The sequence below is a fragment of the Bradyrhizobium sp. AZCC 2230 genome, from assembly GCF_036924495.1.
Lineage (GTDB): Bacteria > Pseudomonadota > Alphaproteobacteria > Rhizobiales > Xanthobacteraceae > Bradyrhizobium > Bradyrhizobium rifense.
This window is the reverse complement of record NZ_JAZHRS010000001.1, coordinates 9222283-9248804: the sequence shown is the minus strand read 5'-3', so window position 1 is coordinate 9248804 and position 26522 is coordinate 9222283. Positions and strand designations below refer to the sequence as shown.

The window sequence follows — 26522 nt, the reverse complement described above, 5'->3', positions numbered from 1 at the left end:
AGATCGGCTATTGCGGCGCCTTCTTCCTGCGCTTGGTTGGGATCGGCGCCGGTAACGATGCCTGGAGGGTTGCATCGGCCGCTTCCCTGGCTTGGCGCAGCTCGCGAAGCCGCGCCATGTTCTTGCGAACATCGACGGCCTGCTTTTCGGCATCGAGCATCGCCTGCGCGCCTTCCTGAGCAGCCAGGCGCTGACGGTTGGTGCGCGCGACGCTTTCGGGTGACGGTTCGGCCGATTTCCTGGCGCTCATCTTTCACCCTTTCGGCAACAGACAAAACCCGCTCAATCCAGGGATCGAGCGGGTCGCATGGCCGTTTCAGTACATCCGTGAAACGGCACTAAAGGACTTAAGCCAGCGAGAGATTCTCAGCGCTGACCTTGCCCCGCATCTTGTCGGTCTTGGCCTCGAAGTTGACCTTTTGGCCCTCAGCAAGACCCCCAAGACCAGCCCGCTCGACCGCGCTGATGTGAACGAACACATCCTGGCCGCCGTCGTCGGGCTGAATGAATCCAAAACCCTTCTGGCCGTTGAACCACTTCACAGTACCTGTCGTCATTTTTCTTCTCCAAAGAGCACACATGTGCGTTCCGCGTGACGCTCACGCAGAACCGTTTCAATTCGTCGATGTCGATGGAAAAGGAGCCCGCGGGCGCATTCAACAAGGCACAGCGGCTGAACGAACAGCCCTAAGGTATACCTCACCATCGAAATTAGCAAGGCTACAGCTGCATTTAATCGCGCCCGCGACTCTTGCGGAACCTTTGCGGGCTTCAGGACTCAACCTCAAGGTCGTCAAGCGCAAGGCGGACGAGCCTTCACGAGCCTTGTTTGGCGAGCCCTGTTTGACGAGCCCTGTTTGACATCCGCTGTCAAGCCGCGTCACATCGACAAACGCACCCGCGCGACCATGTCGGATCGACGTCATCGCGGAGCTGCCATATCCGATCCAATCATCCCTGCGCACGCGGCTGTCGCGCAGTCCTGGTCGACCAAGGCAGCCTCAACCAAGGGAGCCGCCGGTGCAGGTTTTCGTCCGCGACAACAATATCGATCAGGCCCTCCGCGTATTGAAGAAGAGGATGCAGCGCGAAGGCGTCTTCAGGGAGATGCGACGCGCGCGGTTCTACGAGAAACCGTCGGAGCAGGCGGCGCGACGGAAGTCCGAAGCGGTGCGGCGCTCGAGGAAGCTGGCGCGGAAGCAGGCCATCCGCGACGGATTGATCGTGGTGAAGCCGAAGAAGCGCGTTGCAGACGGCGCGAGGCGCCCCGGACAAGGGGCTGCTGCGACAGCGTCGGCGATCTCCGCAACCAAGTAGCGCTCGGAACTGCAACACAGCGGCGTTGGGTTGCGCGAGGACTCTCAACCCGGCGCCAGCGCCTGCCCGACGGCATAGAGCGAGCATTCCTTCCAGGCGGCCACGCATTGGCGCAGCGCCTCGTTCTTCGCCTCGTCGACTGTTCGCTGCGTGGAGGTCACGGACGAACAATGACCATCGCGATTCCAGGCATAGGCCTTGGCATCGGTCCAGGCCTTCACATAGGCATCGAAATAGGTCGTGCACGCCGCGTTGAGCGGCGTCGGCGGCGGAATGGGTGCAGGCGGAGGCAATTCGACCAGCACTGACGTCGGCAGCAGCAATTGGTTCAAGAAACTCTCGACGGCCGGCCACCAGAAGTCAGCGGGGCCCATCGGCACCACGGCATGTCCGTCGACACCGAAGGGCGGCAAGACCTGCAATTGCGCCGGCGCGCCGGAGGCGACGTAAGTATCGAACATGCGACGGCCCAACGCCGGCGGGGCACTGCGATCGTTCTCCGAATAAACCCAGAGCGCCGGAACTCGCGCCGTGCGGCCAAAGATGCCGGCGTCCGCGACGAGATGATCCGGGCTGCAGGTGCGACCCGGGACAGAACCGTGAGCACCCTCGAAGTTCAGAACACCGACGACGCCGGCAGGGTTGTCCGCCGCGACGGCAGTTACTGCAATGCCGCCGGTGGAATGCCCCATCAGCACGACCTGATCGGGCTCGACCCAGGGCTCGCCGCGGAGCGCGGCAAGCGCGCCGGTCACGTCCTCGGCCGCGATCCGCGCAACGGCGAGATAGTCCCGATCGTCGCAAGTTCCGGACAGCGTCTCGGCGAATGGTCCGTCTGAATGGCCAAAGCCCCGGCGCATGATCGATGCGACGGCATAACCATGCTGTGCAAACGCGACGGCAGGATTGAGGAGATCGGCCGGTGATTGTCGCTCCGCCGCGACCCGAAACGCTTGTCCCGCGGCGGGATTCGTGCCGTGGACCAGAAGAACCAACGGAAAGCGTCCGGGCCGATCCGGCCGCAGGATCATGGTCTCGAGTTTGACCTGACTGCCATCGGCGAGCGTGATCGGCATCATTCGATCCTGCCGAACGAGGCCCGGCAGCGCGGGATCGGCCGCGGCAGGAGATAACAGAAGCACAAGCAAGCCGATCGTGCAGCCAAATCGCTTCATCCTCGCCTCCTCACGAACGCGATGCTCACCGATCTCCGCCAGCGAGCTGCTCGCGAAAGAACTTCACTACGGCCGCGTTGAACTCGCGGTGAAAGCCTGCCCTGTCGAACCCCGCCGGCACGTCGGTGCAGATGCGCGGGATGGCCGCCGCGAACTCGGCCGAGCAAGGCGCGAGGAAAGCGAAATGTCCGGCCAGCACGACATGAATCTCGGGCGTGCCGGGCAGGCCGTTTGCGACGCGCGCCGTGCCTGAACCGTCGCCGACGCCTGGGCCGCCCAACTGCGAGCGCCAAAACTGGAACGGGATTTTGACGACGGCGAGATTCTCGCGTGTCAGAAGCCCCGGCGCCGGATCGACAATCACCGCGGCCCGGATACGCGCATCCTGGATCGGGTCGGGCGGCGTCACGCCATTGTGCAGCTCTGCGCAAGCACCGGTCGTCTCCTTGCAGAGGCCGGCGATCCTCGCGAAATCCGGCTTGGTCCCCATCAGCACAAAGCCGGTAAAGCCTCCGAGCGAGAAGCCGAAGAAGCCGACTTCGGCGGGATCGATCACCGCCCTGTCCTTCCGGTCCTTCAGCATGAAATCGAGCAGGCGCACGATATCCGGCGGGCGCGATCCCAAGACTGACAGCGTGTCGCGCCGCGAGGAGTCGCTATAGGTGTCACCGGGATGATTGATGGCCGCGACGACGAAGCCGGCGTCGGCCAGCGCCTCCGCGGTGTCGTGATGCTGGCCGAAAAATCCGCCGCGGCCGTGCGAGAAGATGATGAGCGGGAGCTTCGCGCCCGTGACGGGACAATCCTTCGCGCCCTTCAGGTCGAACTCGGCACCAACCGATAGACTGCCAAGCGCCACATGCGTTGGCTCCGCCGCGCACGGGTACCAGATCGCGCCCGACAGCGCCGGATCGGATTGGAGAAGCTGAATGCCTGCTGCCCTGGCAAATGTGCCAAGACAGCAGAGTGCGACGGCAAAAGCCCAAACTACCTTACGCAACGGACATCCCCCGATTTCGCGCGGGAGTTGAACGGGGAACGATAGCGGAATTGTGGCTTCGATCCTTCTAGGCCCGCGCGCGTGGCACGATCCGGGCGAGCAGAGGTACGTTGGCGTGCCACAGCATGCAATCGCGCGCCCGCGCGGTCTGGCCAGCCGCAAGTTCGGCAAGCTGCGCGCGTGAGAACACGTGCCGCTCGCAGAAGAACGGGCGAAGCGGTGAGCGCGAGAAGAAATTGTAGAACAGCGCAGAGCGGTCGCGCGCGATCGCCGGGCGGCCGCGATGGTAGCGGCTCGCGACATCCGCAAAGATCACCGTCCCGGCCTTGCCGGTGCAGGTCGTTACATCGCCGCGCTCCAGCGTCCCGCCGAGCCGCCCCTCCAGCATTTCCTGCGTCAGGACCGGAAAATTGGCGCCGTCGAGCTGGTCGCAGCCCGGAAAGGCGCGATGCAGGACTTCGAGCGGGCCGCCCTCCTCATCGACATCGTGCAGATAGACGATCACCTTGACCATCCGCCGATCCTCGACATCACGATGCCATCGGCGCGCCGCGACCTGACGGCCATCGGCCAATGTATAGAAGAAATTCAGCGTGTCGCATGCCGCAGGCAAGCCGAGATAGGTCTCGACGATGTCGAGGATGCGGTCGTTGAGGGGCCAGTGGACGATGTGCGGATGGCGCATCATGTCCTCGGCGCCGACCTGCACCGTATATTGGCCGGCGAACTCACCCGCCTTGGCACGAACGGAATAGGCGTTCGCGATGCCGGTGGCCGACGTCCAGAGTGCGTCCGTGCCAGGCAGATCCAGCGCCGCGAGCGAGGTGATGTAGACGCCGTTTTTCTCCAGCCCGGCAACGATGTCCATGTCGCGCGACGAGAGTCCTGGCAGGCGCGGCCTGTGCGATGCGCGCGCCTTTTCGTAGGCCTTGTTCAATGTCCGACTAATGGCTGGCATTCCGAGCAGCCGCGAAGCGGTCTCGGCCGGCAGGCTGCGGACCCGGCGCAAGGCCCGGTAGCGCAGCGTCGTCTGCTTCATGTCGTAAATTCCCCCAGTGCGATGGATTCGTCGCGCGGTCGCCGTGTCATGCAACGCGGTCCGCGGCGAACTCATCGCTGAGACTAGAGGCTAAAATCCGGCCTGAGTGTTTCGAAGTGTAACTCCGGACTAGATGCTCTCAAATTGTGCGAACATCGCGCGCGGTATGCACGCTGCGTCGTCACGACACGCGTCAGATGCAGTTGCGCCAAGCCATCCGCCGCAAGCAACGCCTTGCGGTCGATTTGACTGTTTCGCGATGCAATCAACAGCGCCCCCGGCAGACCCGGCGAAAAAAATCTGACGCCGTCATGTCGGATCGGCGTCCCCTCGTTCGTCCTCGGGCCATGATTGGGCAATAGACCGCGACGTCGAGCCCAGCAATTCATGAGGGAACACCACCATGCCCAGCACCGTACGCCTGCACCGCGTTCTCACGACCAGCCCGGACAAAGTCTATCGCGCCTTCATGGAAGCGGATGCGCTGGCAAAATGGCTTCCGCCGAACGGCTTTACCTGCACCGTGCATCATCTGGAGCCGAAGGTCGGAGGCACCTTCAGAATGTCGTTCCGGAATTTCACGACCGGCAACGGCCACGCCTTCGGCGGCGAATATCTGGAGCTCGTCCCCGGCGAACGTCTCCGCTACACCGACAAGTTCGAGGACCCGAACCTGCCCGGCGAGATCGAGGTGACGGTGACGCTGAAGAAGGTCCTTGTCGGCACCGAGCTCGAGGTCACGCAGGCCGGCATTCCCGACGCGATCCCGCCGGAGGCCTGCTATCTCGGCTGGCAGGAATCGCTGCGCAATCTGGCGCGGCTCGTCGAGCCGGAGATCAAGCAGTAAGGGGCCGAGCGGAATCGCATCTGATTGAAGCGATGCAGCCGCGGGCTTGCTCCGCCTCTCCCGCTTGCGGGAGAGGCCGACGCGCTCGCAGAGCGCGGCGGGTGAGGGTTCTCGCCGCACAGGGACGCCCTCCGCAATCCTCAACAGTCCCGACGCGGAGATACCCTCTCCCCAACCCTCTCCCGCAAGCGGGAGAGGGAGCACACCGGCGCCAATCAATGCTGCCGCGGGCTTGCTCCGCCTCTCCCGCTTGCGGGAGAGGCGGACGCGCTCGCAGAGCGCGGCGGGTGAGGGTTCTCGCCGCACAGGGACGCCCTCCGTAATCCTCAACAGTCCCGACGCGGAGATACCCTCTCCCCAACCCTCTCCCGCAAGCGGGAGAGGGAGCACACCGGCGCCAATCAATGCTGCCGCGGGCTTGCTCCGCCTCTCCCGCTTGCGGGAGAGGCCGACGCGCTCGCAGAGCGCGGCGGGTGAGGGTTCTCGCCGCACAGGGACGCCCTCCGCAATCCTCAGCAGTCCCGACGCGGAGATACCCTCTCCCCAACCCTCTCCCGCAAGCGGGAGAGGGAGCACACCGGCGCCCTACCCGCCCGCCTTCTTGAGCCCGCCGTCTGCGGTCCAGCGGTCCGGCTCGGGACTGTGCCCGATCAGCGCGAGGCCGTAGGCGATCGACTCGAACTGGTCGCCCGACATCAGCCGCTCGTTGCCGAACCGGTCGGCGAACAATTTTCGCACCGCCGGCACGAACGAGGTGCCGCCGGTCAGGAACACCTTCTCCACCTCGCGCGCGGTGACGCCGGCCTCGCCCAGCACCTTGTCGACCGTGGCGCCGAGACGGGCGATGTCGTCGGCAATCCAGGCGTCGAAGTTTTTCCGTGTGATGGTCGAGCCGATCTCGACGCCGCCGCCCTTGAAGCGGAAGTCGACCTCGTCCCTGGCCGAGAGCGCGACCTTGGCGTCCGACACCGCGCGGTACAGCGAGAAGCCGAGATCGAGATCGACGATGGTGATGAAATCCTCGAGCAGCGCCGGCTTGACCGCGGTGCGCGCAAGCTCCCGCAGCTCGCGGAGATCGCCGTTGCTCTTCATCAGCGCGAGCTGATGCCAGCGCGCGAGATTGGTGTAGTGGCTGTTCGGGACCGGCAGCACCTTGTCGAACGAGCGGAAGCTCGATCCCTTGCCGAGCCGCGGCGAGACGACGTGATCGACGATGCGGTAATCGAACGTGTCGCCGGCAATGCCGATGCCGGCATGGCCAAGCGGCTCGGCGCGCAAGACGCCACCCGCGCGCGCGAAGCGCATCACCGAGAAATCGCTGGTGCCGCCGCCGAAATCCGCAACCAGCACGGTGGCATCACGCTCGAGCCTTCGGGCGAAGGAGAACGCCGCGCCCACGGGCTCATAGACATAGCGCGCATGGCCGGCGCCGACGCGTTCGAACGCGGCGCGATAACGCTGCATGGCCAGATCGTCGTCGGGATTGCCTCCGGCAAAGCGGACGGGCCGGCCGACCGTGATGTTGGCGACCTCGAAGCCGAACTTGTCGCCGCCATGGCGCGCCAGCGTCCGCAGGAACGCCGCCAGAATATCCTCGAACTTGAAGCGCTGCCGGAACACCTGCGTGGTGTTGAAGCTCGAGCTCGCCGCAAAGGTCTTGAACGATTGCAGGAAGCGGTGGACGTGGCGGCCTTCGAGAAACTGCTCGATCGCCCACGGACCGCCTTCGGCCTGGGCGCCAGCGCCCGGCCGGTCCTCCCAGAAGCACAGGGCCGAGACGTAGGTGCTGTGGCGTTGTCCGCCGTGATCGAAGCGGATGGCCTCGACCCGGCGGTCGTCCACCGCAAGGGCTACGACCGTGTTGCTGGTCCCAAAATCGATGCCGATCGAGACGGCGGGCGAGGCGCTCGACATGAACCACTCTGCGGGATGATTGGAAAAGGGGGCGAACCACTAGCCGTTTTGCACTGCAGTGCCAAGAGCCGGGTTGAAGAGCCGATCCGTCGTGGCCCGGAGCCGCTTTTCTCCCCGTTTGAGCCCCAGATCGCACGGTTTGAGCCCAGACGGCCCACTTTAACGAAGCATTATGCTGCAATGCGGCAATTCGCATGCTGCCATGCAATGGCATGCATGGACAGTGGCATCTGGTATACATAGATTGTCTTTCGAAATGAGGCAGTACTACTGACTGTCTTGAGAAAGGAAATTCCGATGTCCAAGACCGCTTCCGTCGCGCTCGCGCCCTCCGCCTCGCTGTTCGCCCGCTTCATGGCCGCCGTCGACCGCTTCCTGATGGCGAGCGCCGAGATCTCCAACCGCAACGGCGATTTGCCCCGCTTCGGCCTGTAAGGGCCACTACAAGCGCCGGCGCGTCGAATTGTCGCGGCGGTTGTAAAACCAGCGAACTCCTACTTTTGAAGAATGGCCCTGCTCTGCGGGGCCATTTCTATTTGGGAATCGGCACATTTGCGCAGCCTCGCAAACGAGGTTGCGTCATAAGCGCACAATGGGCCGCCGCGCGCTTGAAGCTTGGCATAATGAATACAAGAATGCCTCCAACGCTCGCTCAAAAAAACAGAAGCGCTATTGGAGGATTCATGACGGACATGGTGCAGACAACAACGGCTCCTGCTGCCGCACGCGTCAGCGATACTTATCGCTGGGCACAACTGGCGATCGGCGTAGCGGCCATGGTGATGATCGCCAATTACCAATATGGCTGGACGTTCTTCGTCCCCGACATCCAGAAGAAATTTGGTTGGGATCGCGCTTCGATCCAGTGGGCATTTACGCTGTTTGTTTTGTTCGAGACCTGGCTGGTGCCGGTCGAAGGATGGTTTGTCGATAAATATGGTCCGCGCATCGTCGTGCTCGTCGGCGGCATGCTCTGCGCGATCGGCTGGGCGATCAACGCGGAGGCCACCACGCTCAACGGCTACTATCTCGGCATGATCGTCGCGGGCATCGGCGCGGGCGGCGTCTACGGCACCTGCGTTGGCAATGCGCTGAAATGGTTTCCCGACAAGCGCGGTCTCGCCGCGGGCATCACGGCAGCCGGTTTCGGCGCGGGCTCTGCGCTCACCGTCGCGCCGATCCAGGCCATGATCAAGGACAGCGGCTTCCAGACCACCTTCCTCTATTTCGGCCTCGGACAAGGCATCATCATCTGCATTCTCGCCTTCTTCCTGCTGGCGCCGAAGCCGGGCCAGGTGCCGAACGTGGTGGCGAATGCCGCGCTGGTTCAAACGCGGCGCAACTACCAGCCGACCGAAGTTCTGCGTCAGCCGATCTTCTGGTTGATGTACTTCATGTTCGTGATCGTCGGCGCCGGCGGCTTGATGGTGACGGCGAATTTGAAACCGATCGCGGTCGACTGGAAGGTCGACGCCGTGCCGGTCACGCTGATCGGCATGACCATGACCGCGGTGACGTTCGCAGCGACCATCGACCGCGTGCTCAACGGCCTGACGCGTCCGTTCTTCGGCTGGATCTCCGACAATATCGGCCGCGAGAACACGATGTTCATCGCCTTCGGCATGGAAGGTTTTGGCATCTGGATGCTCTATCTCTGGGGCCAGGATCCGATCTGGTTCGTGATCCTGTCGGGCTTCGTGTTCTTCGCCTGGGGTGAGATCTACTCGCTGTTCCCCTCGACCTGCACCGACACGTTCGGCGCAAAATTCGCGACCACCAATGCCGGCCTGCTCTACACCGCGAAAGGCACCGCCGCGTTGCTGGTGCCGCTCGCGAACTATGTGCAGCAGACCTCCGGCCATTGGGACAACGTGTTCATCCTCGCGGCCGGCGCCAACATCCTGGCCTCGCTGCTGGCGCTGTTTGTGCTGAAACCCTGGCGCAAGGTCGTGGTCGCGCAATCGACCATCTGAGCTCGCTCCCACACCACCATCTCGCGCACGACGCCCGGCCTCGCGGCCGGGCGTTTTCGTTTTGTGCGAAGCACCAATTATTCTCCAAATCCGAACGGAACTGCGCACTTTCCTGGAGGCGCCTCGAAGATAGGGCTTGCATTCTGGAATATGGTATACCAAGCTTCCTGTCGCGCTTGCGACGATAAGACACAATGTTTGCGACATCAGGTCATCTTGGCATCTGATGCCGACCAGACAGGCGCTTGGGAGGTTGTTGATGATGTCCAGCACGGACGGCGCGGTAACCGCTGCGCCCTTACGAACCGGTTTCCGTTGGCTCCAGCTCGGCATGGGCATCGCCTGCATGGCGATGATCGCCAATCTGCAATATGGCTGGACGCTGTTCGTCGATCCGATCGACGCGGCCCACCATTGGGGACGCGCGGCGATCCAGCTCGCTTTCACCATCTTCGTCGTCACCGAGACCTGGCTGGTGCCGGTCGAAGCATGGTTCGTCGACAAATACGGCCCGCGCATCGTCATCATGTTCGGCGGCGTGATGATCGCGCTGTCCTGGGTCCTCAACTCCTATGCTGACTCGCTTCCCCTGCTCTACGCGGCCGCGGTCGTCGGCGGCATGGGCGCGGGCGCGGTGTACGGCACCTGCGTCGGCAACGCGCTGAAATGGTTTCCCGACCGCCGCGGTCTCGCCGCCGGCGCGACAGCCGCAGGCTTCGGCGCGGGCGCCGCGCTGACCGTGGTGCCGATCGCGATGATGATCGCATCGAGCGGCTATCAGCAAGCGTTCCTCACCTTCGGCATCGGCCAGGGCCTGATCGTGTTCGTGCTCGCCTTCTTCATCCAGCCGCCGCGGCTCTCGATCCCGCCGAAGAAGAAGCAGCTCAATCTGCCGCAGACCAAGATCGACTTCACCCCGCCGCAGGTGCTGCGTGCCCCTATTTTCTGGGTGATGTACCTCGTCTTCGTCATGGTCGCCTCCGGCGGCCTGATGACCGCGGCGCAGATCGCCCCGATCGCGCACGACTTCAAGATCGCCGATACGCCGGTCACGCTTCTCGGCTTCCAGATGGCGGCCTTGACCTTCGCGATCTCGCTGGACCGCATCTTCGACGGCTTCGGCCGCCCGTTCTTCGGCTACGTGTCCGATACGATCGGCCGCGAGAACACCATGTTCATCGCCTTCGGCACCGCGGCGGTGATGTTGCTGACGCTCTCGGCCTACGGCCACGTGCCGGTGGTGTTCGTGCTCGCGACTGCAGTTTATTTCGGCGTGTTCGGCGAGATCTATTCGCTGTTCCCCGCCACCTGCGGCGACACGTTCGGTTCGAAATATGCGACCACCAACAACGGCATGCTCTACACCGCGAAGGGCACCGCCGCGTTGCTGGTCCCGCTCGCAAGCGTGATCTCGGCCGCCTATGGCTGGAAGGCCGTGTTCGTGGTGGCGGTGGCGCTGAACGCGACGGCCGCGCTGATGGCGCTGTTCGTGATCAAGCCGCTGCGTCGCTCCTTCATCCTGGGCAAGGAAGCCGAGAGCGCCAACACCGCAACGGCGAGTGCCGAGACCAGAGCCAAGACCGGGACGGCGTGAGCCGCCACACTCCGGCACGACGGTCAAAAGGGGCGCAGCGATGCGCCCCTTTTTCTTTGCGTCACGACGACAAACGTCAGCATTGCTGCCGCAAGAATTTTCGGATCAGCCAAATCCAGCGCTTGACCTTTGGCATTATGTATACCACACTTAGCTCCGTCATTCACCCAAGGAGGCTGCAATGCTGGTCGGAGACATTCTGCGCAAGAAGACACCGCGCGTTGTCACGGTGCGAATGAACGAAACGGTTTGTATCGCCGCCAAGCTGATGCGGGCCAACAACATCAGCGCGCTGGTGGTGAAGGACGTGGTCCGCTCGGAAGGCAACACCGCGGTCGGCATGTTCACCGAGCGCGACGTGGTGCGCGCGGTCGCCGAGCACGGCGCCAACGCCGTCAACGTCAAGGTCTCACAGCTCGTCTCGGTGCAGCAGCTGGTCTCCTGCACCTCGTCGGACACGATCGAGCACGTCAGGCATCTGATGAACCGGAATCACATCCGGCACCTGCCCGTGATCGACGACTACAGCCTCGTCTCCGTCATCAGCATGCGCGACATCGCGGCTGCCGTTGACGAAGCGACCAACAGCACGTCGCAAGCAGCCTAAAGCGCGACCACTCTTCCCCTGTGACTGCCGGCCCCGGCTCGGACACCTCCGAGCCGGACCGGATCTTTCGTCCCAAATTCCGCTACCCCCGCGAGGATTTCATGAAGATCTGCATCTACGGCGCCGGCGCGATCGGCGGATATCTCGGCGTGCAGCTGGCGCGCGCAGGCGCCGATGTCAGCCTGGTCGCGCGCGGCGCGCACCTCGCCGCAATGCGCGAGCACGGCCTGACGCTGCTCGCCGGCGAGGAGAAGCACACGGTCTATCCCCGCTGCACCGACAATGCGGCCGAGCTCGGCGTGCAGGACTACGTCATCGTCACGCTGAAGGCGCACTCAATCACCGGCGTGATCGAGAAGATGCAGCCGCTGCTCGGGCCGCACACCCGCATCGTCACCGCGGTCAACGGCATCCCCTATTGGTACTTCCACAGGCACGGCGGCGATTACGAGAATTCGACGCTGGAGAGCATCGATCCCGGCGGGCGGCAATGGCGCGAGCTTGGCGCCGAACGCGCGATCGGCTGCATCGTCTATCCCGCCACCGAGATCGAGGCGCCCGGCGTGATCCGCCACGTCTACGGCAATAATTTTCCGCTCGGCGAGCCCTCCGGCGAAATCACCAGCGACGTGCAGCGCCTCGCCGACCTCTTCGTCGCGGCCGGCCTGAAGGCGCCGGTGCTCGATCGCATCCGCGACGAGATCTGGCTGAAGCTCTGGGGCAATGTCTGCTTCAACCCGATCAGCGCGCTGACTCACGCCACGCTCGACGTGATCTGCACCGATCCTTCCACACGGGCGCTGTCGCGCGCGATCATGGTGGAGACGCAAGCGATCGCCGAGACTTTTGGCGTCAAATTCCGCGTCGATGTCGAGCGCCGCATCGAGGGCGCCCGCAAGGTCGGCGCGCACAAGACCTCGATGCTGCAGGATCTCGAGCGCGGCCGCCCGATGGAGATCGACCCGCTCGTCACCGTGGTGCAGGAGATGGGCCGCCTGACCAGGATCCCCACACCGGCACTGGACTCGGTGCTGGCGATGGTGACCCAGCGCGCCCGCGTCGCCGGCCTCTATGACGGCGTCTCCTCGCCATCCGATCCTCGCGCATTGGCGGTGGCGTGATGGCGGGCGAGATGAAACAGTGGCTCCGCTTCCGCCACGCCGGCGCGACCTGCTTCGGCACACTCTCCGCGTCAGGCATCAGCGTGCATGAAGGCGAGATGTTCGGCCGCAACTCGGCGACGGGTAAGACGCTGGCGCTGTCGGAGGTCGAGCTGCTCGTGCCTTGCGCGCCCAGCAAGATCGTCGCGCTCTGGAATAATTTTCACGCGCTCGCGGCAAAGCTCAATCAACCCGAGCCGCCGGAGCCGCTCTATCTGCTCAAGGCCACCACCACCATCACGACACCCGGCGCCGTGATCCGCCGTCCCTCCTATTACGACGGCAAGACCACCTATGAGGGCGAGCTCGGCATCGTCATCGGCAAGACCTGCGCCCGCGTTTCGCCTGCCGAGGCGGACGGTTTCATCTTCGGCTACACCTGCGTCAACGACATCACCGCCAACGACATCCTGACCAGCGATCCCACCTTTCCCCAGTGGGCCCGCGCCAAGGGCATCGACGATTACGGCCCGTTCGGCCCTGTGATCGCGACCGGCCTCGATCCGGCAAAGCTCACGGTGCGCACCATCCTCAACGGCGCGGAGCGGCAGAACTATCCGATCTCCGACATGATCTTCAGCGCGCAAGCCCTGGTCAGCAAGATCTCCCACGACATGACCCTGCTCCCCGGCGACCTCATCGCGGTCGGCACCTCGGTCGGCGTCGGCGTCATGAAGGAGCCGGTCAACACGGTGACGGTGGCGATCGACGGCATCGGCGAGCTGACGAACGAGTTTCGGCTGTAGGAGGCGAGGACGTTAGACGTCCAGGTCGGTTTGCGCGTAATTGAGGAAGTACCCCGTGAACACCGTCGCCCCCAAATAGGCAAACGCATCGGTCAGTTGCTCATCGTTCCAGCCGCCTTTCTGAGCTGCTTTCCAGGTGGTGTCGGCAACATGTCCCGAATTGGCAGCGGCTTCCCTCACCAGCCCTGCCAGCACATCGATTTTGGCGTCGCTTGTCGAAATGCCCGTCGCCAAAGCAGTGACCTGCTCTTCGGTCCAGCCATTCATCTGGGCGAGCCGACTGGCGATACGGGTCATGTAGTTGTTGCCGACCCCAGCCGCAGCCGCGAGAGTCAGGGCCGCCCCCACCTTCGGATCGAAGGTCGTGGCGGCAAGCGCAGCGCGTAGCGACGTATACGCTGTCAGGACCGCCGGAGAATGCGCCATCTGGGCATGCAGGTTCGCGGGGCGTCCCATCGGGGTGGCCTCAACGATCTTTTGCAGGAGCGCCCGCGATGCAGCGGGGGCGTCCTCGACTGTGTGGGTTGGGATCCGGCTCATCGGTATCACCTCATTTATGGGTTGCTGGATGCATCGAACGCGCGGACGGATCGGCGCCTTGAAGAAGCGCGTTCCAATCCTGCGCCTTCGCCCACGACTCGAAGTCGTGAAAGGCGACGTCGGGGAATTCACGGCGGAGCGCCGCGCGATCGAATGCGAAGCCGACACGGTCAAACCACTCGTACATCTTGGCGCCGTCTTCACCCAGGCGTTGGCGGATGACGTCCAGTGGGACCTGGAAATAGGTGAACGGCCGGCCGGTGACACGCGAGAGAATGGCGAGAACGTCGTTGCCCGTGAGTTCATCGCCTCCGAGGTCGAAGCGCTTGCCTGCAAAGCGGCCTGGGTCCTCAAGGAGACGAACGGCGACGGCGCCGATGTCCGCGAGGGCGACTTGCGCGAGCGGTCTCGTTGGTGGGAGCGGCGCGGCGTAGATGCCCTTCGCGAGTTGCTCTTTGCCGAAATAGAGGTTTTCCATGAAATAGACGGGCGCCAGGACCGTGGCGCGCACGCCGATCCTGGCGATGTGCTTCTCGACCTCGTATTTGCTGTCGAAGTGCGGGACTCCCGTCTGTCGATTGGCAGAGCCGACGGAGGTGAAGACGAGATGTACGCCTGCGGCCTTGGCCGCGTCAGCGGCGGAGATGCCCTGTCGCGTCTCGGCTTGCGGACCTCCTTCGAATGGCGTCGTCATCAAGAACAGCGAGGCCGCTCCCTCGAGCACCCTCGTAAGCGCGGCTGTGTCTTCGAGTGACGCGCGCACGAGCGTGACGCCGGCGCTAGCAAGCGCTCTCGCCTTGGCGGAGTTGGTATCGCGCGTGACGGCGCGAACCTCGTGACCGCGTTCGAGCAGGTTCTTCACCACCGCGCCACCTTGTTGGCCTGTAGCTCCCGTGACGACAACAGTAAGCTTCTGACTCATGACACTCTCCTCTCACTGTGCGGATGCGGCGTGGCGCCCGGTTTGCAGCGTGCGGCTCCACCAGGACAGGTCATCCAGCAGAGCGACCGCCGCCTGTTCGAGATGCGGAAAATCCGCGAATTCCTTGCCCTGCTGCCAGATGGCGAGGAACTCGGCCATGCCGACGTTCACAGATTTGGGAATCGGCGCCATCTGAAGTTCGACGGCGACCATGCGCAATTGCTCGATGGCGCGTGCGGCGCCGACGCCGCCATAGCCGACGAAGGCCGCCGGCTTACGGTTGAATTGCTGGAAGGCGTAATCCAGCGCGTTCTTCAGCACTGCGCTGTATCCGTGATTGTATTCGGGCGTGACGAAAACGAGCCCGTCAAGCTCGGCGAGCTTCGCCGCCCAGCGCTCGGCGACGTGATGCTTTGGTGGCATCCAGGCTGGCGATGCCGGTTCATCGAAGAATGGCATCGGGTAGTCGCGCAGATCGATAATTTCGACGCTGAGATCGGTGCGGTGGGCCGCAATCCTGTGAAACCATGCGGCCGCCCGCTCGCTGAAGCGGCCCTCTCGCGTCGAGCCGACGACGATACCGATATGCGGGATCTTGGGCATGTGGGCTGTTCCTTTCAGGTGATCGAACAATCGGGGACTGAGTGCGTGTCCCGTTGCCCGCTACATGGCCGTCACATGTTTAATTGACTACATGGGGATATCGGATCTAACTCCCCCATTTTTCGAGGGAATGTCGACGATGCTCGACCTGAATGATATCGGCCTGTTTGTACAGGTCGTTCGCTTCGGCAGTTTCGCGGAGGCCGGACGCCGTCTGGGGATTCCCGCCAATACGGTCAGCCGGCGCATTCAAGAATTGGAGGAGCAGCTCGGCGCTCGGCTCATGCAGCGATCAACCCGGAAGCTGAAGCTCACCGATGCCGGGCACGAACTCTATCGTCATAGCGCTGTGGCCGTGGACGGACTGCAACAAGCGGGAGAGGATCTAATTGCCGGCGCGCGGGTACCCAGGGGGCTGATACGTGTGGCGATGCCCGCCGACTTCTTCGACTTCTACAGGATGGAATGGGTGGCCGAATTCCTGGCCTCACACCCACTCGTGCGTGTCGAGTTCGTGTTAAGCGACGCCACGGTCGATCTTATCGAAGAGGGCATCGATGTTGCCTTCCGAGGCAATGCAACGCGTGGTCCGAACTATGTTGTGCGCAAGATCCAGAGCCGCTCGATCGGACTTGTCGCCAGCCCCTCCTACCTCACCGCGCGCGGGACGCCAGCCACATTGCAGGACCTGACCCGTCATGACTGCCTGTTCGTGCCACAGGCTCGGGACTATGCGACGTGGCACCTTCAAGGTCCCGACGGCTCCGACGAGGAGGTGAACGTTACCGGCCGCGTGATGGCGAATACCGCGCAAGCGATCCGAAAGGCGGCGATAGCAGGCCTCGGCATCGCGCTCACTCCGATACTGGGGACGGCCGATTTTACGGCCGGCCGGCTGGTGCCGGTATTGCCCCAATACGCGCGTCGCAATCTCGGCATGAGCGTCGTCTACCCCAACCGGGCTCACCTGCCATTGGCCGTTTCAGCTTTCATCGATTCCGTCGTCGGCAGGATGCGGGCCGAAATTGTCAGCGCACAAGAATTGCAGTAATTCGCGCCAGCGCCAACCGATGACGGGCATACGCGCCCTCCCGCGTTCTCGGATAAGACCGAAGAACGTCGCAGTTGGGTCGGAAGTGGTCAAAACCTATTCGCGGGGAGTAGATTGAGGGTCCGCAGGTTTTGCACAGCCCCGCCCCCAAAATAACCGGCAACCCGCCCGGCCCTTGATCTCGGTTCCGCTCTCCAATAGCAATCATGGCGAGATTGTGCCGGCGTGGGGCGTCACGATGTGGCTGTTTTTCCTGGTTGCCTGGGCTGTCCTGCTCGCCGCCATCGCGTTTCTCGCTCCGCAGGCGTTTGGTTACGACGTCACCCATTTGCCGGCCGCGTTTGTCGCCCTGCCGATGCCGCAGCGCATTGCGGTCGGTGCGATCCTGGTGGTCGGGCTGGCGCTGATCGGCGCCTCGGCCTGGCGGCTCTCGCGCCAGGACCGGCGCCTCGACGCGCTGCGCGACCGCCTCAAGAAGACCCGGGAAGACGTCGTCGTCGCCCACGCCCTGCAAAATCACCTCGACACCACCGTCCAGCACCTGATCGAGAGCGATCCCAGGGAGGCCGTCTCCGCGCTCCACGACAAGCTCGGCGAGACCGAGCAGCGCGCGCTGCTCCAGCAGGGCCGCAACCAGTCCACCGACATGCACGACCAGCTCGCCGAGATCCGCCGCCGCCAGCAGGGGCTGCGCGAGATGGTCGGCAAGGTCGCCGATCAGCGCCGCGCGGTCGAGCCCGTCTTCACCGAGATACGCGACCGCCAGAACCAGCTCGAACGCGCGCTGCTCGACCTCGAGACCGACGACCGCAAGAACAATCTCGCCGACCGGCTGAAGAACATCGCCCGTGACGTATCGACGCTGCTGGGCCGGGTCAACGCGGTGCAGGACACGTTCGCGACGCTCAACCAGTACAAGGAAGATCTGGCAAAATCCCATGCCGAGCTGGTGCCGCTGCGCTCATCGGATGCCGGCATCAACGCCCTGATCGGCGAGCTCGGCCTCAGCCATGACCGCCTCGTCAAGAGTGTCGACGAGATCGAGGCCGGCGGTGAGACGCCGCTCAGCGCACGCGTCGAGACCCTGTCGAACAACAGAAACGAGATCGAGCAGCGTCTCGCGCGTATCGACGACAGCGCCAACATCCTCAAAGCCATCCGGCTCGATTTCGAGGAGCTCGGTCAGCGCCGCGCCCAGCTCGAACGCTCGCTCGCCGACGTCGAGACCGATCCCGACGGCAAGACGCTCGTCGACCGCCAGAACGCGCTGAACGATTTCGTGCTCCAGTCGCGCCAGCGCCTCGGCGCGTTGCAGGAAACGCTGGCCACGCTGAACGCCTTCAAGACCGAGCTGTCGAAATCGCGGGCCGATCTCGTGCCGCTGAAGGCGCCGGTGTTCGGCATCGAGGCCATGATCGCCGATGTCAGCACCACCCGCGATCTGCTGGCCAAAACCGTCGGCGAGATCGAGGCCAATGGCAATGTCACCCTCACCTCGCGCGTCGATGCGCTGACGAGGAGCAAGCGCGAGGTCGAAGATCGCCTCGCCCGCATCTTCGAGAATTTCAACGCGCTCGATGGCTTGCGCAAGGACATCGGCGGCATCTTCTCGACCATCCGCAACAGCCTGAACCGGATCGGGTGAAGGCTAAACGACAGACCGACTCGAACCGCGACTGACCTGCACGCGACCAATCGCACATGCGCTTCATCCTCGGCCTCCTGTCTGCCCTGCTCGGCGCGCTCGCCGGCTGGTCCGGCCTTGCAGCGCTGGTGGTCATGCTCGCGGGGCCGGACCGCGATGGCGGCATCGCCATGGGAGCCTTCTTCGATATCGGCCCGATCGGCGGCGTAGCCGGCCTGATCGCGGGCATCTGGTTGTTCGTGCGCTTCGGCCTGGTCCGGGACGCAACGCCACAGCCGCCTGCGGAAAGCTCCGATGCCCCGCCTCACCGCGCCACGCGGCTCTCCTTCCCCTTTGCCGCCACCGTGCTGCTCATCGCGGCCATCCTCGGCTATTGGGGATGGTACGAATTCATCCGCTCGCCCAATCTCAGCCACGGCTTCATGACGCTCCAGGTCGAGTTTCGGCTTCCCCCCGGCATGACCCTGCCGGACCAGGAGGAGGACGTGCATATCGAGGTCGAGGAAGCGACGGGCTATGCCAACGCGATGTTGCCGGCGAACTGGCGCGCGCATGACGGGGACCGCAAGGCGATCATTTCCACGGCGTCTCTGATGTACAAGACACGCCACCGCGCCGTCAGCCTGACGCTTCCGGGCGTGCCGACGCAGCGCTGGCCGATCGATCTCGGTTCCGATCCTGATCCCACGCCCGGCTTTTCGCCCTGGCGCACCGCGAGCGAGCCATCACAAGCCAAGATCGAGATGCATTTCCGCCTCAGCGCCGATCGCTGACGCGGCGTTCCGAAACATTTTTGACACACATCACTTCTGCCCGATCAATGCCGCCAACAAGCCGCGGGGGTGCCGCACTGTGGTCGCATTCGGCCGCCCTTGTGTGAGACGTGTCTGGGGGCACGGCTCAGCCGTGTTTGGACCAAACCTGCTAGGGGTATGACTGTGAAGAAGATTGTAATTGTTCTGGGTGCGACGCTTGCTCTGGTGACGGCTGCGAACGCTGCGGATCTGCCGCGCCGCCAGCCCGTGCCGGTCTATCCGGCCGAGCAGGCCCCGATCGGCAAGATGCCGATTGGCAAGAGCCCGATTGGCAAGGCCCCGATCGGCAAGGCGCCCGGCCCGGTCGCAGCGCGCTACTGAGGCGCAAAAATCTGCGCAAGCGGCCGACAGTCGAGGGGCACACGTGACGAACAAACCTGATCGATCGGGATTCTGCATCCTTGCAGGTCTCGCGCTTGCGGCCATGGCCGCATGCATGACGCCATCGGCCTCGGCCCACGAAGCGAACAAGCGCGTTGCCGATGCAAATGCGCTTGCTACGACCGACCCCACATCGCAACAGGCGCCGCAATCGACGCGGCGCTCCGTCGCGCGTGCGGAGAAGGGTCCGTACTACGTCGACTTCCGCGCGCGGACGGCGGCGAGCTGGGGCCATGCCTTCGTCTGGTACGGCAAGACCAGCGAGCGCGCCGTCGAGGTCGCGGGTCTCACGCCCAAGGGCGACACCTTGAGTTACGTGCTCGGTCACCTCACCTGGGTGCCATCCGAGACCGGCGCGAGCTACGGCGATCTCGATCCGGACTATCTGACCGCGAGCTATCGCGTCTATCTGAACGAAGCCGACGCCAGGCGCGTGTTCGCCTACATCAAGAAGCTGCAGGCGAGCTCGCCGGTCTGGAATGCCGAGACCACCAACTGCACCGGCTTCATCGGCGACATTGCCGAGTACATGGGACTGAAGGTCCCCTATCGCTGGCAGCGACCGGAAAACTTCGTCAACAGCCTGAAAGACATCAACGGCGGCCGCCAGATGGTGCGGCTGTCGGCGGAGTAGCCGAAGCGCTCTCACTGTCATTGCCCGCGAAGGCGGGCAATCCAGTATTCCAGAGACAGCGAGATTAGAACCGAGAAGCCGCGGCGTACTGGATACCCCGCCTTCGCGGGGTATGACGACGGAATGCGAGGAAAGAGCCTGCCCCATGGGCAACGGCGCACCCGAATTATCCGCCCCGCGGAATCACCCTCACGCCCTGCATGACGCCCCGCCCTCACCGCACAGCGGCGAAATAGACTTTTCCTGACCCCAGCGGCATCCTCCCGCCATCAATCGATAACAGAGCCTGCGGGCCACCCGGGGAAACATCATGCTGCAGACACGTTTCACAAAGCTCGTCGGCGTCGAGCACCCGATCGTCCAGGGCGGCATGCAATGGGTTGGGCGGGCCGAGCTGGTCGCAGCGGTCGCGAACGCCGGCGCGCTCGGCTTCATCACCGCGCTGACCCAGCCGACGCCGGAGGACCTGACCAGGGAGATCGCGCGCTGCCGCGACCTCACCGACAAGCCGTTTGGCGTCAACCTCACCATCCTGCCCGCCATCAAGCCGCCCCCTTACGCCGAATACCGCGCCGCCATCATCGAAGCCGGCATCACCGTGGTCGAGACCGCCGGCAACAAGCCGCAGGAGCATGTCGACGAGTTCAGAAAGCACGGCGTCAAGGTCGTGCACAAATGCACCAGCGTCCGCCATGCGCTCTCGGCCGAGCGGATGGGCGTCGACGCCATCTCGATCGACGGGTTCGAATGCGCCGGCCACCCCGGCGAGGACGATACCCCCGGCCTGATCCTGATCCCGGCCGCCGCCAACAAGGTCAAGATTCCCATGATCGCCTCCGGCGGCTTTGCCGACGCCCGCGGCCTCGTCGCCGCCCTGGCGCTGGGCGCCGAGGGCATCAACATGGGCACCCGCTTCATGGCGACCAAGGAGAGCCCGATCCACCAGCTCATCAAGGAGAAGATCGTCGCCAATGACGAGCGCGAGACCGAGCTGATCTTCCGCACCATGCGCAACACCTCGCGCGTCGCCAGGAACGAGATCTCGACCAAGGTCGTCGCCATGGAGAAGGAAGGCGCCAGGTTCGAGGACATCCGCGAGCTCGTTGCGGGCGCCCGCGGCAAGATGGTCTATGCGACCGGCAATTCGGACGAAGGGATCTGGTCGGCCGGCCAGGTGCAGGGCCTGATCCAGGACATCCCGAGCTGCGGCGAGCTCATCTCGCGCATCGTGCGCGAAGCCGAGGCGATCATTCGCAGCCGGCTCGAAGCCATGATCGCTCATCCAAGCGCGCAAGCCGCGGAATAATCACTGCAAGAAGCGAGAGTAATTCATGAAGGCTTATGTCTACGGCCCTGACGGCGCTCGGATTTCCGACGTCGCTCAACCAAAACCAAAAGGCACGCAGGTGCTGGTACGCGTGCGCGCCTGCGGACTGAACCGCGCCGACACCGGCATGCGCAAGGGCCATGCCCATGGCGCCGCGGGTGGCGTCGGCACCGTGCTCGGGATGGAATGGGCCGGCGAAGTCGCCGAGCTCGGACCGGATGCGAAGGGCGTCAAGGTCGGCGATCGCATCATGGGCTCGGGCGGCGCGGCCTTCGCCGAATACACACTCGCCGACCACGGCCGGCTGTTTCGCGCGCCCTCGAACATGAACTTCGAGGAGGCCGCCACCCTGCCGGTCGCGCTCGCGACCATGTACAACGCCGTCGTCATGGTTGGCGGCGTGCAGCCCGGCCAGGCTGTGCTGATCCAGGGCGCCAGCTCCGGCGTCGGCCTGATGGCGATGCAAATTGCAAAACTCAAGGGCGCCAAGCTCGTGATCGGCTCGTCGACCGATGCCTATCGCCGCGGCCGGCTGACCGAATACGGCGCCGACCTCGCAGTCGACTCCTCCGACCCCAAATGGGTGGACGCGGTGTTGAAGGCGACGAACGGCGAAGGCGTCGACCTCATTGTCGACCAGGTCTCAGGCCAAGTCGCCAACCAGAACCTGGCTGCGACGAAGATTTTGGGCCGCATCGTCAATGTCGGCCGGCTCGGCGGCACCCATGCCGACTTCAACTTCGACCTGCACGCGGCCCGCCGCATCTCCTATATCGGCGTCACCTTCCGCACCCGCACCATCGAGGAGGTCCGCGCGATCTTCGACGAGGTCCGGAAGGACATCTGGGGCGCGGTGGAGTCGCGCAAGCTGCAACTGCCGATCGACAAGGTCTACGCCTTCTCCGACATCGACAAGGCGTTCGAGCACATGGAGGCGAACAAGCATCTCGGGAAGATCGTGGTGACGGTGCCGTAGGCATCATTCCGGCGGAGGTCTCGTAGGGTGGGCAAAGCGAAGCGTGCCCACGATCTGTATCCGTCACGGAGGAATGGTGGCACGGCGCTACGCGCCTTTGCCCACCCTACGATACCGCGCAAGACGCGGATCGCTCCTGCAACTCACTAGCGACTACTTCTGTGGATCGTCGCTTGATGTTCGCGGACGCCCTGCTAAATCCCCGCCATGAGCGGACAACACGACAAGACATCGGTCGCGGCCATCTCGATCCTGGCCAGCGGCGGCATGGCGGCGGCCAAATTCGTGGTCGGGATCGCGATCGGCTCGCTGGCGCTGGTCTCCGAAGCGCTGCACTCCACGATCGACCTGGTTGCGACCATCATCACCTGGGCGGTGGTGCGGGTCTCGGACAAGCCGGCCGACGACGAGCACCATTACGGCCACGGCAAGCTCGAGAGCATCTCCGCGCTCGGCGTCACTGCCCTGCTCTACGTGCTCGCCGGCGGCATTCTGGTTCAGTCCTATAGCCACCTCCGCGAGGGAACCCCGCCGCCGACGATTTCGGCCGTGCCGTTCGTGGTGCTGGTGATCGATATCGTCGTCAATCTCTGGCGCGCCCGCGCCCTGCACCGGGCCGCCCGCAAGACCCGAAGCGAGGCGCTCGCTGCGGATGCGCTGCACTTTGCATCAGACGTCATGGGCTCCTGTGCCGTGATCGTGGGCCTGATTCTCGCAGCCTTCGGCTTCTGGTGGGGTGACGCCGCGGCCGCCGCGGCCGTGGCCGTGATGATCGCCCTGCTCGGCCTGCGGATGGCACGCTCCACGGTGCAGACGCTGCTCGACCGCGCGCCGGAAGGCGCGTTGGAGAAGGCCACCACGGCGATCCGCAGCGTGCCCGGCGTGATCGATGTCGAGCGGCTGCGGGTGCGCATGGTTGGGGCGACCACGTTCATCGACAGCATCGTCAACGTGCCGCGGACCTACCCGATCGACCGCGTCGAGGAGATCAAGCGCAACGCGCAAGCCGCCGTCACCAAGACGTTCGGCGATGCCGACCTCACCTTCACCGCGGTCCCCGTCGCGCGCGACAACGAGACCGTGCGCGACCGCATCATGGTGATCGCGCACAATTCGGGCCTCGCCATCCACCACGTCACGGTGCACGACTTGGGTACAATTCAAGACTTGGGCGGCAAGCTGATCGTCGGCATCGACCTCGAGGTCGACGCCGAGATGGCCCTCGAGGCCGCCCACGACGTCGCCAACACACTCGAGCGCAAGATCCAGGAGGAGTTCGGCGCGGACGTCGAGGTCGACGTCCATATCGAGCCGCTGGAACCGGAGCTGCCGTTCGGGGTCGATTCCGCGCCGGAACGGGTGCAGACCATTGCCGCCGCGCTCACCGAATATGCCGCCGGCGGCGAGATCCACGACATCCATAATGTGCGCGTGCGCGATACCGAGGGCGGCGAGATCGTCAACTTCCATTGCCGCGCCACGCCGTCGATGAGCGTGATCAAGGTGCACGAGCAAGTCGATGCGATCGAGCGCCGCTTGCGTCGCGCGTTCCCGAGCGTGAAGCGCGTCATCAGCCACGCCGAACCGCCGCGTGCGTGAGGGAGTCACACGTTCTCGTTTCGGACTCGTCACGCACGTGAGTTTGCGGACTCAAAACGCGCGAAGTCTCCATTGGATAAGAATTATTTCGCGTTAACCTTTCGTTGACTCTCGACAGCCTGCGCAAACTGGATTCAAATCGCTGTGATTCGAAAGCAACGTGGGGCTGCTTTCGAAACTCGTCGTAAGCTGGTTTCAGGGGGCCGAAGGCATGGCGCGCGCAGACGCCGCGGACGCGTGCGTCCAATCCGATTCGATCAAAGGATTGGCGCAATCGATCGCGAAACCTGCCTATCATCGGCTCCTGATCGCGGAGCCGGCGCTGCGTCGCGCCGTGCCGACGCTCATCATCGCCTTCCTCATCACGATCTGCCTCGGTGCCTTCGTCCAGGTCGTCGATCAGACGCGCCAGAAGCGCCAGGTGATCCAGAACGACATTTCATTCCTCGCCGAACTGCTCGCCGAACGCATCGACCGCCTCACCTCCGTGCGCGCGGAGCGGCTGAAGAGCGTCGAGAACCTGCCAACGCTGCTGCCCGACATGATCCCGTCCCGGGCCAGGGTCTCGGGCCGCCACGTCGTCGTCACCTCGGCCGGAATCGAACGCCGCGTCCTCGCCCGCATTCCGATCGACAGCGATCCCTCTGGCAACGACAGCCTGCTCGATGCGATCACCACCGCGCAGTTGCTTGCCGCGCCGCCGCGCGACAATGACGTCTCCAACATGACGCTGCCGAACGGCAACGCCGCGATGGCGACCTCGCGGCCGATCAAGTCGCTGCCGGGCCTCGTCACCGTGATCCAGGAACGCAACGAGCCGATCTGGGGTTCGGACGCAGCCCTTTCGGTGACGCTGTCGGCCACCACCGGCTTCGTCGTCCTGATCCTCGGCTTCGCCTTCCACTGGCAATCGACCCGCGCCCGCGAAGGCGACCTCATCAACGACGCCGTGCGTGGCCGGATCGACACCGCGCTCAACCGTGGCCGCTGCGGCCTGTGGGACTGGGACCTGTCGCGCGGCCGGATCTTCTGGTCGCAATCGATGTTTTCGATGCTGGGCCTCGACGGCCGCAACGAGCTCCTCACCTTCGGCGAGGTCAATGCGCTGGTGAAGTCGGACGACATCGACCTGTTCGCGATCGCCGACCAGCTCATCTCGGAAAAGATCGACCACATCGACCAGACCTTCCGCATGCAGCATGTCGACGGCCACTGGATCTGGCTCCGCGTCCGCTGCGAGCGGACGCACGGGGCGGGCGATTCCGGCGTGCACCTGATCGGCATCGCGGTCGACATCACCGAGCAGAAGAGCCTCGCCGAACGCACCGTGGAAGCCGACCTTCGCCTGCGCGACGCGATCGAGACCATTCCGGAAGCCTTTGTGCTGTGGGACGCCAGCGACCGCCTGGTGCTCTGCAACTCGCATTTCCAGCGCCTGCACAAGCTGCCCGACACGGCCGTGATCCCCGGCACCTCCTACGAGACCGTGCTGGAAGTCGGCCGCATGCCGGAGGTCCGCACCCGCCACAACGAGACCGCTGCCCAAGGCCCCGGCGCGCGCACCTTCGAGGCCCAGCTCGACGACGGCAGCTGGCTGCACATCAGCGAGCGCCGCACCAAGGACGGCGGCTACGTCTCGGTCGGCACCGACATCACCCGCATCAAGGAGCACGAGCAGAAGCTCGTCGACAACGACCTTCGACTGCGCGCCACCGTCATCGACGTCAAGCGCTCGCAGGCGGCGCTGGAACGCCAGACCATCGAGCTCGCCGACCTCGCCGAGAAATATCAGCGCGAGAAGACCCGGGCCGAGGAAGCCAACCAGACCAAGTCGAAATTCCTCGCCAATATGAGCCACGAGCTGCGCACGCCGCTCAACGCCATTATCGGCTTCTCCGAGATCATGGGCTCGGGCATGTTCGGTGAGCTGGGCTCAGAGAAGTACCAGGAATACTGCCACGACATCCTGACCAGCGGCCATTATCTGCTCGAGGTCATCAACGACATCCTCGACATGTCCAAGATCGAGGCCGGCCGCATGAAGCTCGACATGGAGGAGCTCGACCTCGGACAGACGCTCGCGGAATCCCTGCGCGTCGTCGCCGGCCGGGCCCAGGACAAGAATCTGGCGCTTGACGCCGAGGTCGAGAAGTCCATCTCGGTCGTCGCCGACCGCCGCGCCACCAAGCAGATCATCGTCAATCTGCTGTCCAACGCCGTGAAGTTCACGCCCGAGGGCGGACGCATCGTGGTGCGCAGCCTGCAGCTCGAGGACAGGATCGTGCTGATGATCGCCGACACCGGCATCGGCATCGCGCCGCACTCGCTGGCGCGGCTCGGACGCCCGTTCGAGCAGGTCGAGAGCCAGCTCACCAAGACCTATCACGGCTCCGGCCTAGGGCTCGCGATCGCGCGCTCGCTGGCGCAGCTCCACGGCGGCTCGATGAAGCTGCGCTCCAGGCTCGAGGTTGGCACCGTCGTCCGCGTGACGCTGCCGCGCGACGCCATCAAGGCGGCAGCCGGAATTTCCGCCGCGGCGTGAATTTCATGATGACTATCTGCGGGCTTGCTCCGCCTCTCCCGCTTGCGGGAGAGGCCGACGCGCCCCGGGCGATGCGAAGCATCGTCCCGCGCGCGGCGGGTGAGGGCTCTCGCCA

26 protein-coding genes are annotated in these 26522 nt (G+C 64.3%); 17 read left to right on the top strand and 9 right to left on the bottom strand.

Annotated features, from left to right (window positions below; translation table 11 throughout):
* Window positions 1-7: 7 nt before the first annotated feature.
* Together V1280_RS44080 and V1280_RS44075 are read right to left on the bottom strand one after the other, a co-directional pair.
* The gene (locus V1280_RS44080; protein ID WP_334537313.1) at window positions 8-250 is read right to left on the bottom strand and encodes a transcriptional regulator; all 243 of its coding nucleotides are present in this window, start codon (window positions 248-250) and stop codon (window positions 8-10) included.
* A 97-nt stretch (window positions 251-347) separates the two neighbouring features.
* Window positions 348-557 carry a cold-shock protein gene (locus V1280_RS44075; protein ID WP_148774017.1) on the bottom strand — a complete coding sequence of 70 codons (210 nt, stop codon included), beginning with the start codon at window positions 555-557 and terminating at the stop codon, window positions 348-350.
* A 463-nt stretch (window positions 558-1020) separates the two neighbouring features.
* Here V1280_RS44075 and rpsU point away from each other — a divergent pair, with 463 nt between their 5' ends.
* Window positions 1021-1317: a 30S ribosomal protein S21 gene (gene rpsU / locus V1280_RS44070; RefSeq protein ID WP_334537311.1), complete on the top strand. Its 297-nt coding sequence runs from the start codon at window positions 1021-1023 to the stop codon at window positions 1315-1317.
* 44 nt (window positions 1318-1361) lie between these two features.
* Here the strand turns inward: rpsU and V1280_RS44065 are convergent, their stop codons facing one another.
* From V1280_RS44065 to V1280_RS44055, 3 genes are all read right to left on the bottom strand, one after another.
* Window positions 1362-2492, bottom strand: a complete 1131-nt coding sequence (locus V1280_RS44065) for an alpha/beta hydrolase family protein (RefSeq protein WP_334537309.1) — start codon at window positions 2490-2492, stop codon at window positions 1362-1364.
* 25 nt (window positions 2493-2517) lie between these two features.
* Window positions 2518-3492, bottom strand: a complete 975-nt coding sequence (locus V1280_RS44060) for an alpha/beta hydrolase family protein (RefSeq protein ID WP_334537307.1) — start codon at window positions 3490-3492, stop codon at window positions 2518-2520.
* Window positions 3493-3559: 67 nt separating this feature from the next.
* Window positions 3560-4531 carry a hypothetical protein gene (locus tag V1280_RS44055; RefSeq protein ID WP_334537306.1) on the bottom strand — a complete coding sequence of 324 codons (972 nt, stop codon included), beginning with the start codon at window positions 4529-4531 and terminating at the stop codon, window positions 3560-3562.
* Between the two features lie 403 nt (window positions 4532-4934).
* On the opposite strand from V1280_RS44055, the gene V1280_RS44050 reads away from it, so the two are divergent.
* Window positions 4935-5378: an SRPBCC family protein gene (locus V1280_RS44050; protein WP_334537304.1), complete on the top strand. Its 444-nt coding sequence runs from the start codon at window positions 4935-4937 to the stop codon at window positions 5376-5378.
* Window positions 5379-5963: 585 nt separating this feature from the next.
* On the opposite strand, the gene V1280_RS44045 is transcribed toward V1280_RS44050, so the two are convergent.
* Entirely contained in the window at window positions 5964-7292 is a 1329-nt protein-coding gene (locus tag V1280_RS44045; RefSeq protein ID WP_334537302.1) for an Hsp70 family protein, read from the bottom strand.
* A 297-nt stretch (window positions 7293-7589) separates the two neighbouring features.
* Here V1280_RS44045 and V1280_RS44040 point away from each other — a divergent pair, with 297 nt between their 5' ends.
* From V1280_RS44040 to V1280_RS44015, 6 genes are all read left to right on the top strand, one after another.
* Window positions 7590-7727 (top strand): hypothetical protein, encoded by a 138-nt coding sequence (locus V1280_RS44040; protein ID WP_334537300.1) that lies wholly within the window; start codon window positions 7590-7592, stop codon window positions 7725-7727.
* Between the two features lie 248 nt (window positions 7728-7975).
* Entirely contained in the window at window positions 7976-9265 is a 1290-nt protein-coding gene (oxlT, locus tag V1280_RS44035) for an oxalate/formate MFS antiporter (protein ID WP_334537297.1), read from the top strand.
* Between the two features lie 259 nt (window positions 9266-9524).
* A complete protein-coding gene (gene oxlT, locus V1280_RS44030) occupies window positions 9525-10859 on the top strand; it encodes an oxalate/formate MFS antiporter (protein WP_334537295.1) in 1335 nt (444 codons plus the stop codon).
* Window positions 10860-11040: 181 nt separating this feature from the next.
* Window positions 11041-11466 carry a CBS domain-containing protein gene (locus V1280_RS44025; protein WP_234681195.1) on the top strand — a complete coding sequence of 142 codons (426 nt, stop codon included), beginning with the start codon at window positions 11041-11043 and terminating at the stop codon, window positions 11464-11466.
* A 101-nt stretch (window positions 11467-11567) separates the two neighbouring features.
* Window positions 11568-12587 carry a 2-dehydropantoate 2-reductase gene (locus tag V1280_RS44020; RefSeq protein WP_334537293.1) on the top strand — a complete coding sequence of 340 codons (1020 nt, stop codon included), beginning with the start codon at window positions 11568-11570 and terminating at the stop codon, window positions 12585-12587.
* Window positions 12588-12598: 11 nt separating this feature from the next.
* The gene (locus V1280_RS44015) at window positions 12599-13372 is read left to right on the top strand and encodes a fumarylacetoacetate hydrolase family protein (protein ID WP_334537292.1); all 774 of its coding nucleotides are present in this window, start codon (window positions 12599-12601) and stop codon (window positions 13370-13372) included.
* 12 nt (window positions 13373-13384) lie between these two features.
* Here the strand turns inward: V1280_RS44015 and V1280_RS44010 are convergent, their stop codons facing one another.
* From V1280_RS44010 to V1280_RS44000, 3 genes are read right to left on the bottom strand one after another with little or no spacing between them, the layout of a single operon-like run.
* A complete protein-coding gene (locus tag V1280_RS44010; protein WP_334537290.1) occupies window positions 13385-13912 on the bottom strand; it encodes a hypothetical protein in 528 nt (175 codons plus the stop codon).
* Between the two features lie 10 nt (window positions 13913-13922).
* Window positions 13923-14834, bottom strand: coding sequence for an NmrA/HSCARG family protein (locus V1280_RS44005; protein ID WP_334537288.1), 912 nt, complete (start codon window positions 14832-14834; stop codon window positions 13923-13925).
* 12 nt (window positions 14835-14846) lie between these two features.
* The gene (locus tag V1280_RS44000; protein WP_334537286.1) at window positions 14847-15437 is read right to left on the bottom strand and encodes an NADPH-dependent FMN reductase; all 591 of its coding nucleotides are present in this window, start codon (window positions 15435-15437) and stop codon (window positions 14847-14849) included.
* 139 nt (window positions 15438-15576) lie between these two features.
* Between V1280_RS44000 and V1280_RS43995 the strand changes: the two genes are divergently transcribed.
* The 9 genes from V1280_RS43995 to V1280_RS43955 all read left to right on the top strand — a co-directional run bounded on the left by V1280_RS43995 (window position 15577) and on the right by V1280_RS43955 (window position 26407).
* Entirely contained in the window at window positions 15577-16488 is a 912-nt protein-coding gene (locus V1280_RS43995; protein WP_334537284.1) for a LysR family transcriptional regulator, read from the top strand.
* Window positions 16489-16726: 238 nt separating this feature from the next.
* The gene (locus V1280_RS43990) at window positions 16727-18133 is read left to right on the top strand and encodes a hypothetical protein (protein ID WP_334537282.1); all 1407 of its coding nucleotides are present in this window, start codon (window positions 16727-16729) and stop codon (window positions 18131-18133) included.
* Between the two features lie 56 nt (window positions 18134-18189).
* Window positions 18190-18906, top strand: a complete 717-nt coding sequence (locus tag V1280_RS43985) for a hypothetical protein (RefSeq protein WP_334537281.1) — start codon at window positions 18190-18192, stop codon at window positions 18904-18906.
* 159 nt (window positions 18907-19065) lie between these two features.
* Window positions 19066-19269: a hypothetical protein gene (locus V1280_RS43980; protein ID WP_092188913.1), complete on the top strand. Its 204-nt coding sequence runs from the start codon at window positions 19066-19068 to the stop codon at window positions 19267-19269.
* Window positions 19270-19312: 43 nt separating this feature from the next.
* Window positions 19313-19963 (top strand): hypothetical protein, encoded by a 651-nt coding sequence (locus V1280_RS43975; protein WP_334537277.1) that lies wholly within the window; start codon window positions 19313-19315, stop codon window positions 19961-19963.
* A 310-nt stretch (window positions 19964-20273) separates the two neighbouring features.
* Window positions 20274-21269, top strand: a complete 996-nt coding sequence (locus V1280_RS43970; RefSeq protein ID WP_334537275.1) for an NAD(P)H-dependent flavin oxidoreductase — start codon at window positions 20274-20276, stop codon at window positions 21267-21269.
* A gap of 25 nt (window positions 21270-21294) precedes the next feature.
* Window positions 21295-22266 (top strand): zinc-binding dehydrogenase, encoded by a 972-nt coding sequence (locus tag V1280_RS43965; RefSeq protein ID WP_334537273.1) that lies wholly within the window; start codon window positions 21295-21297, stop codon window positions 22264-22266.
* Between the two features lie 207 nt (window positions 22267-22473).
* The gene (locus tag V1280_RS43960) at window positions 22474-23865 is read left to right on the top strand and encodes a cation diffusion facilitator family transporter (protein WP_334537272.1); all 1392 of its coding nucleotides are present in this window, start codon (window positions 22474-22476) and stop codon (window positions 23863-23865) included.
* A gap of 211 nt (window positions 23866-24076) precedes the next feature.
* Window positions 24077-26407, top strand: coding sequence for a PAS domain-containing sensor histidine kinase (locus V1280_RS43955; RefSeq protein ID WP_334537270.1), 2331 nt, complete (start codon window positions 24077-24079; stop codon window positions 26405-26407).
* Window positions 26408-26522 lie beyond the last annotated feature (115 nt).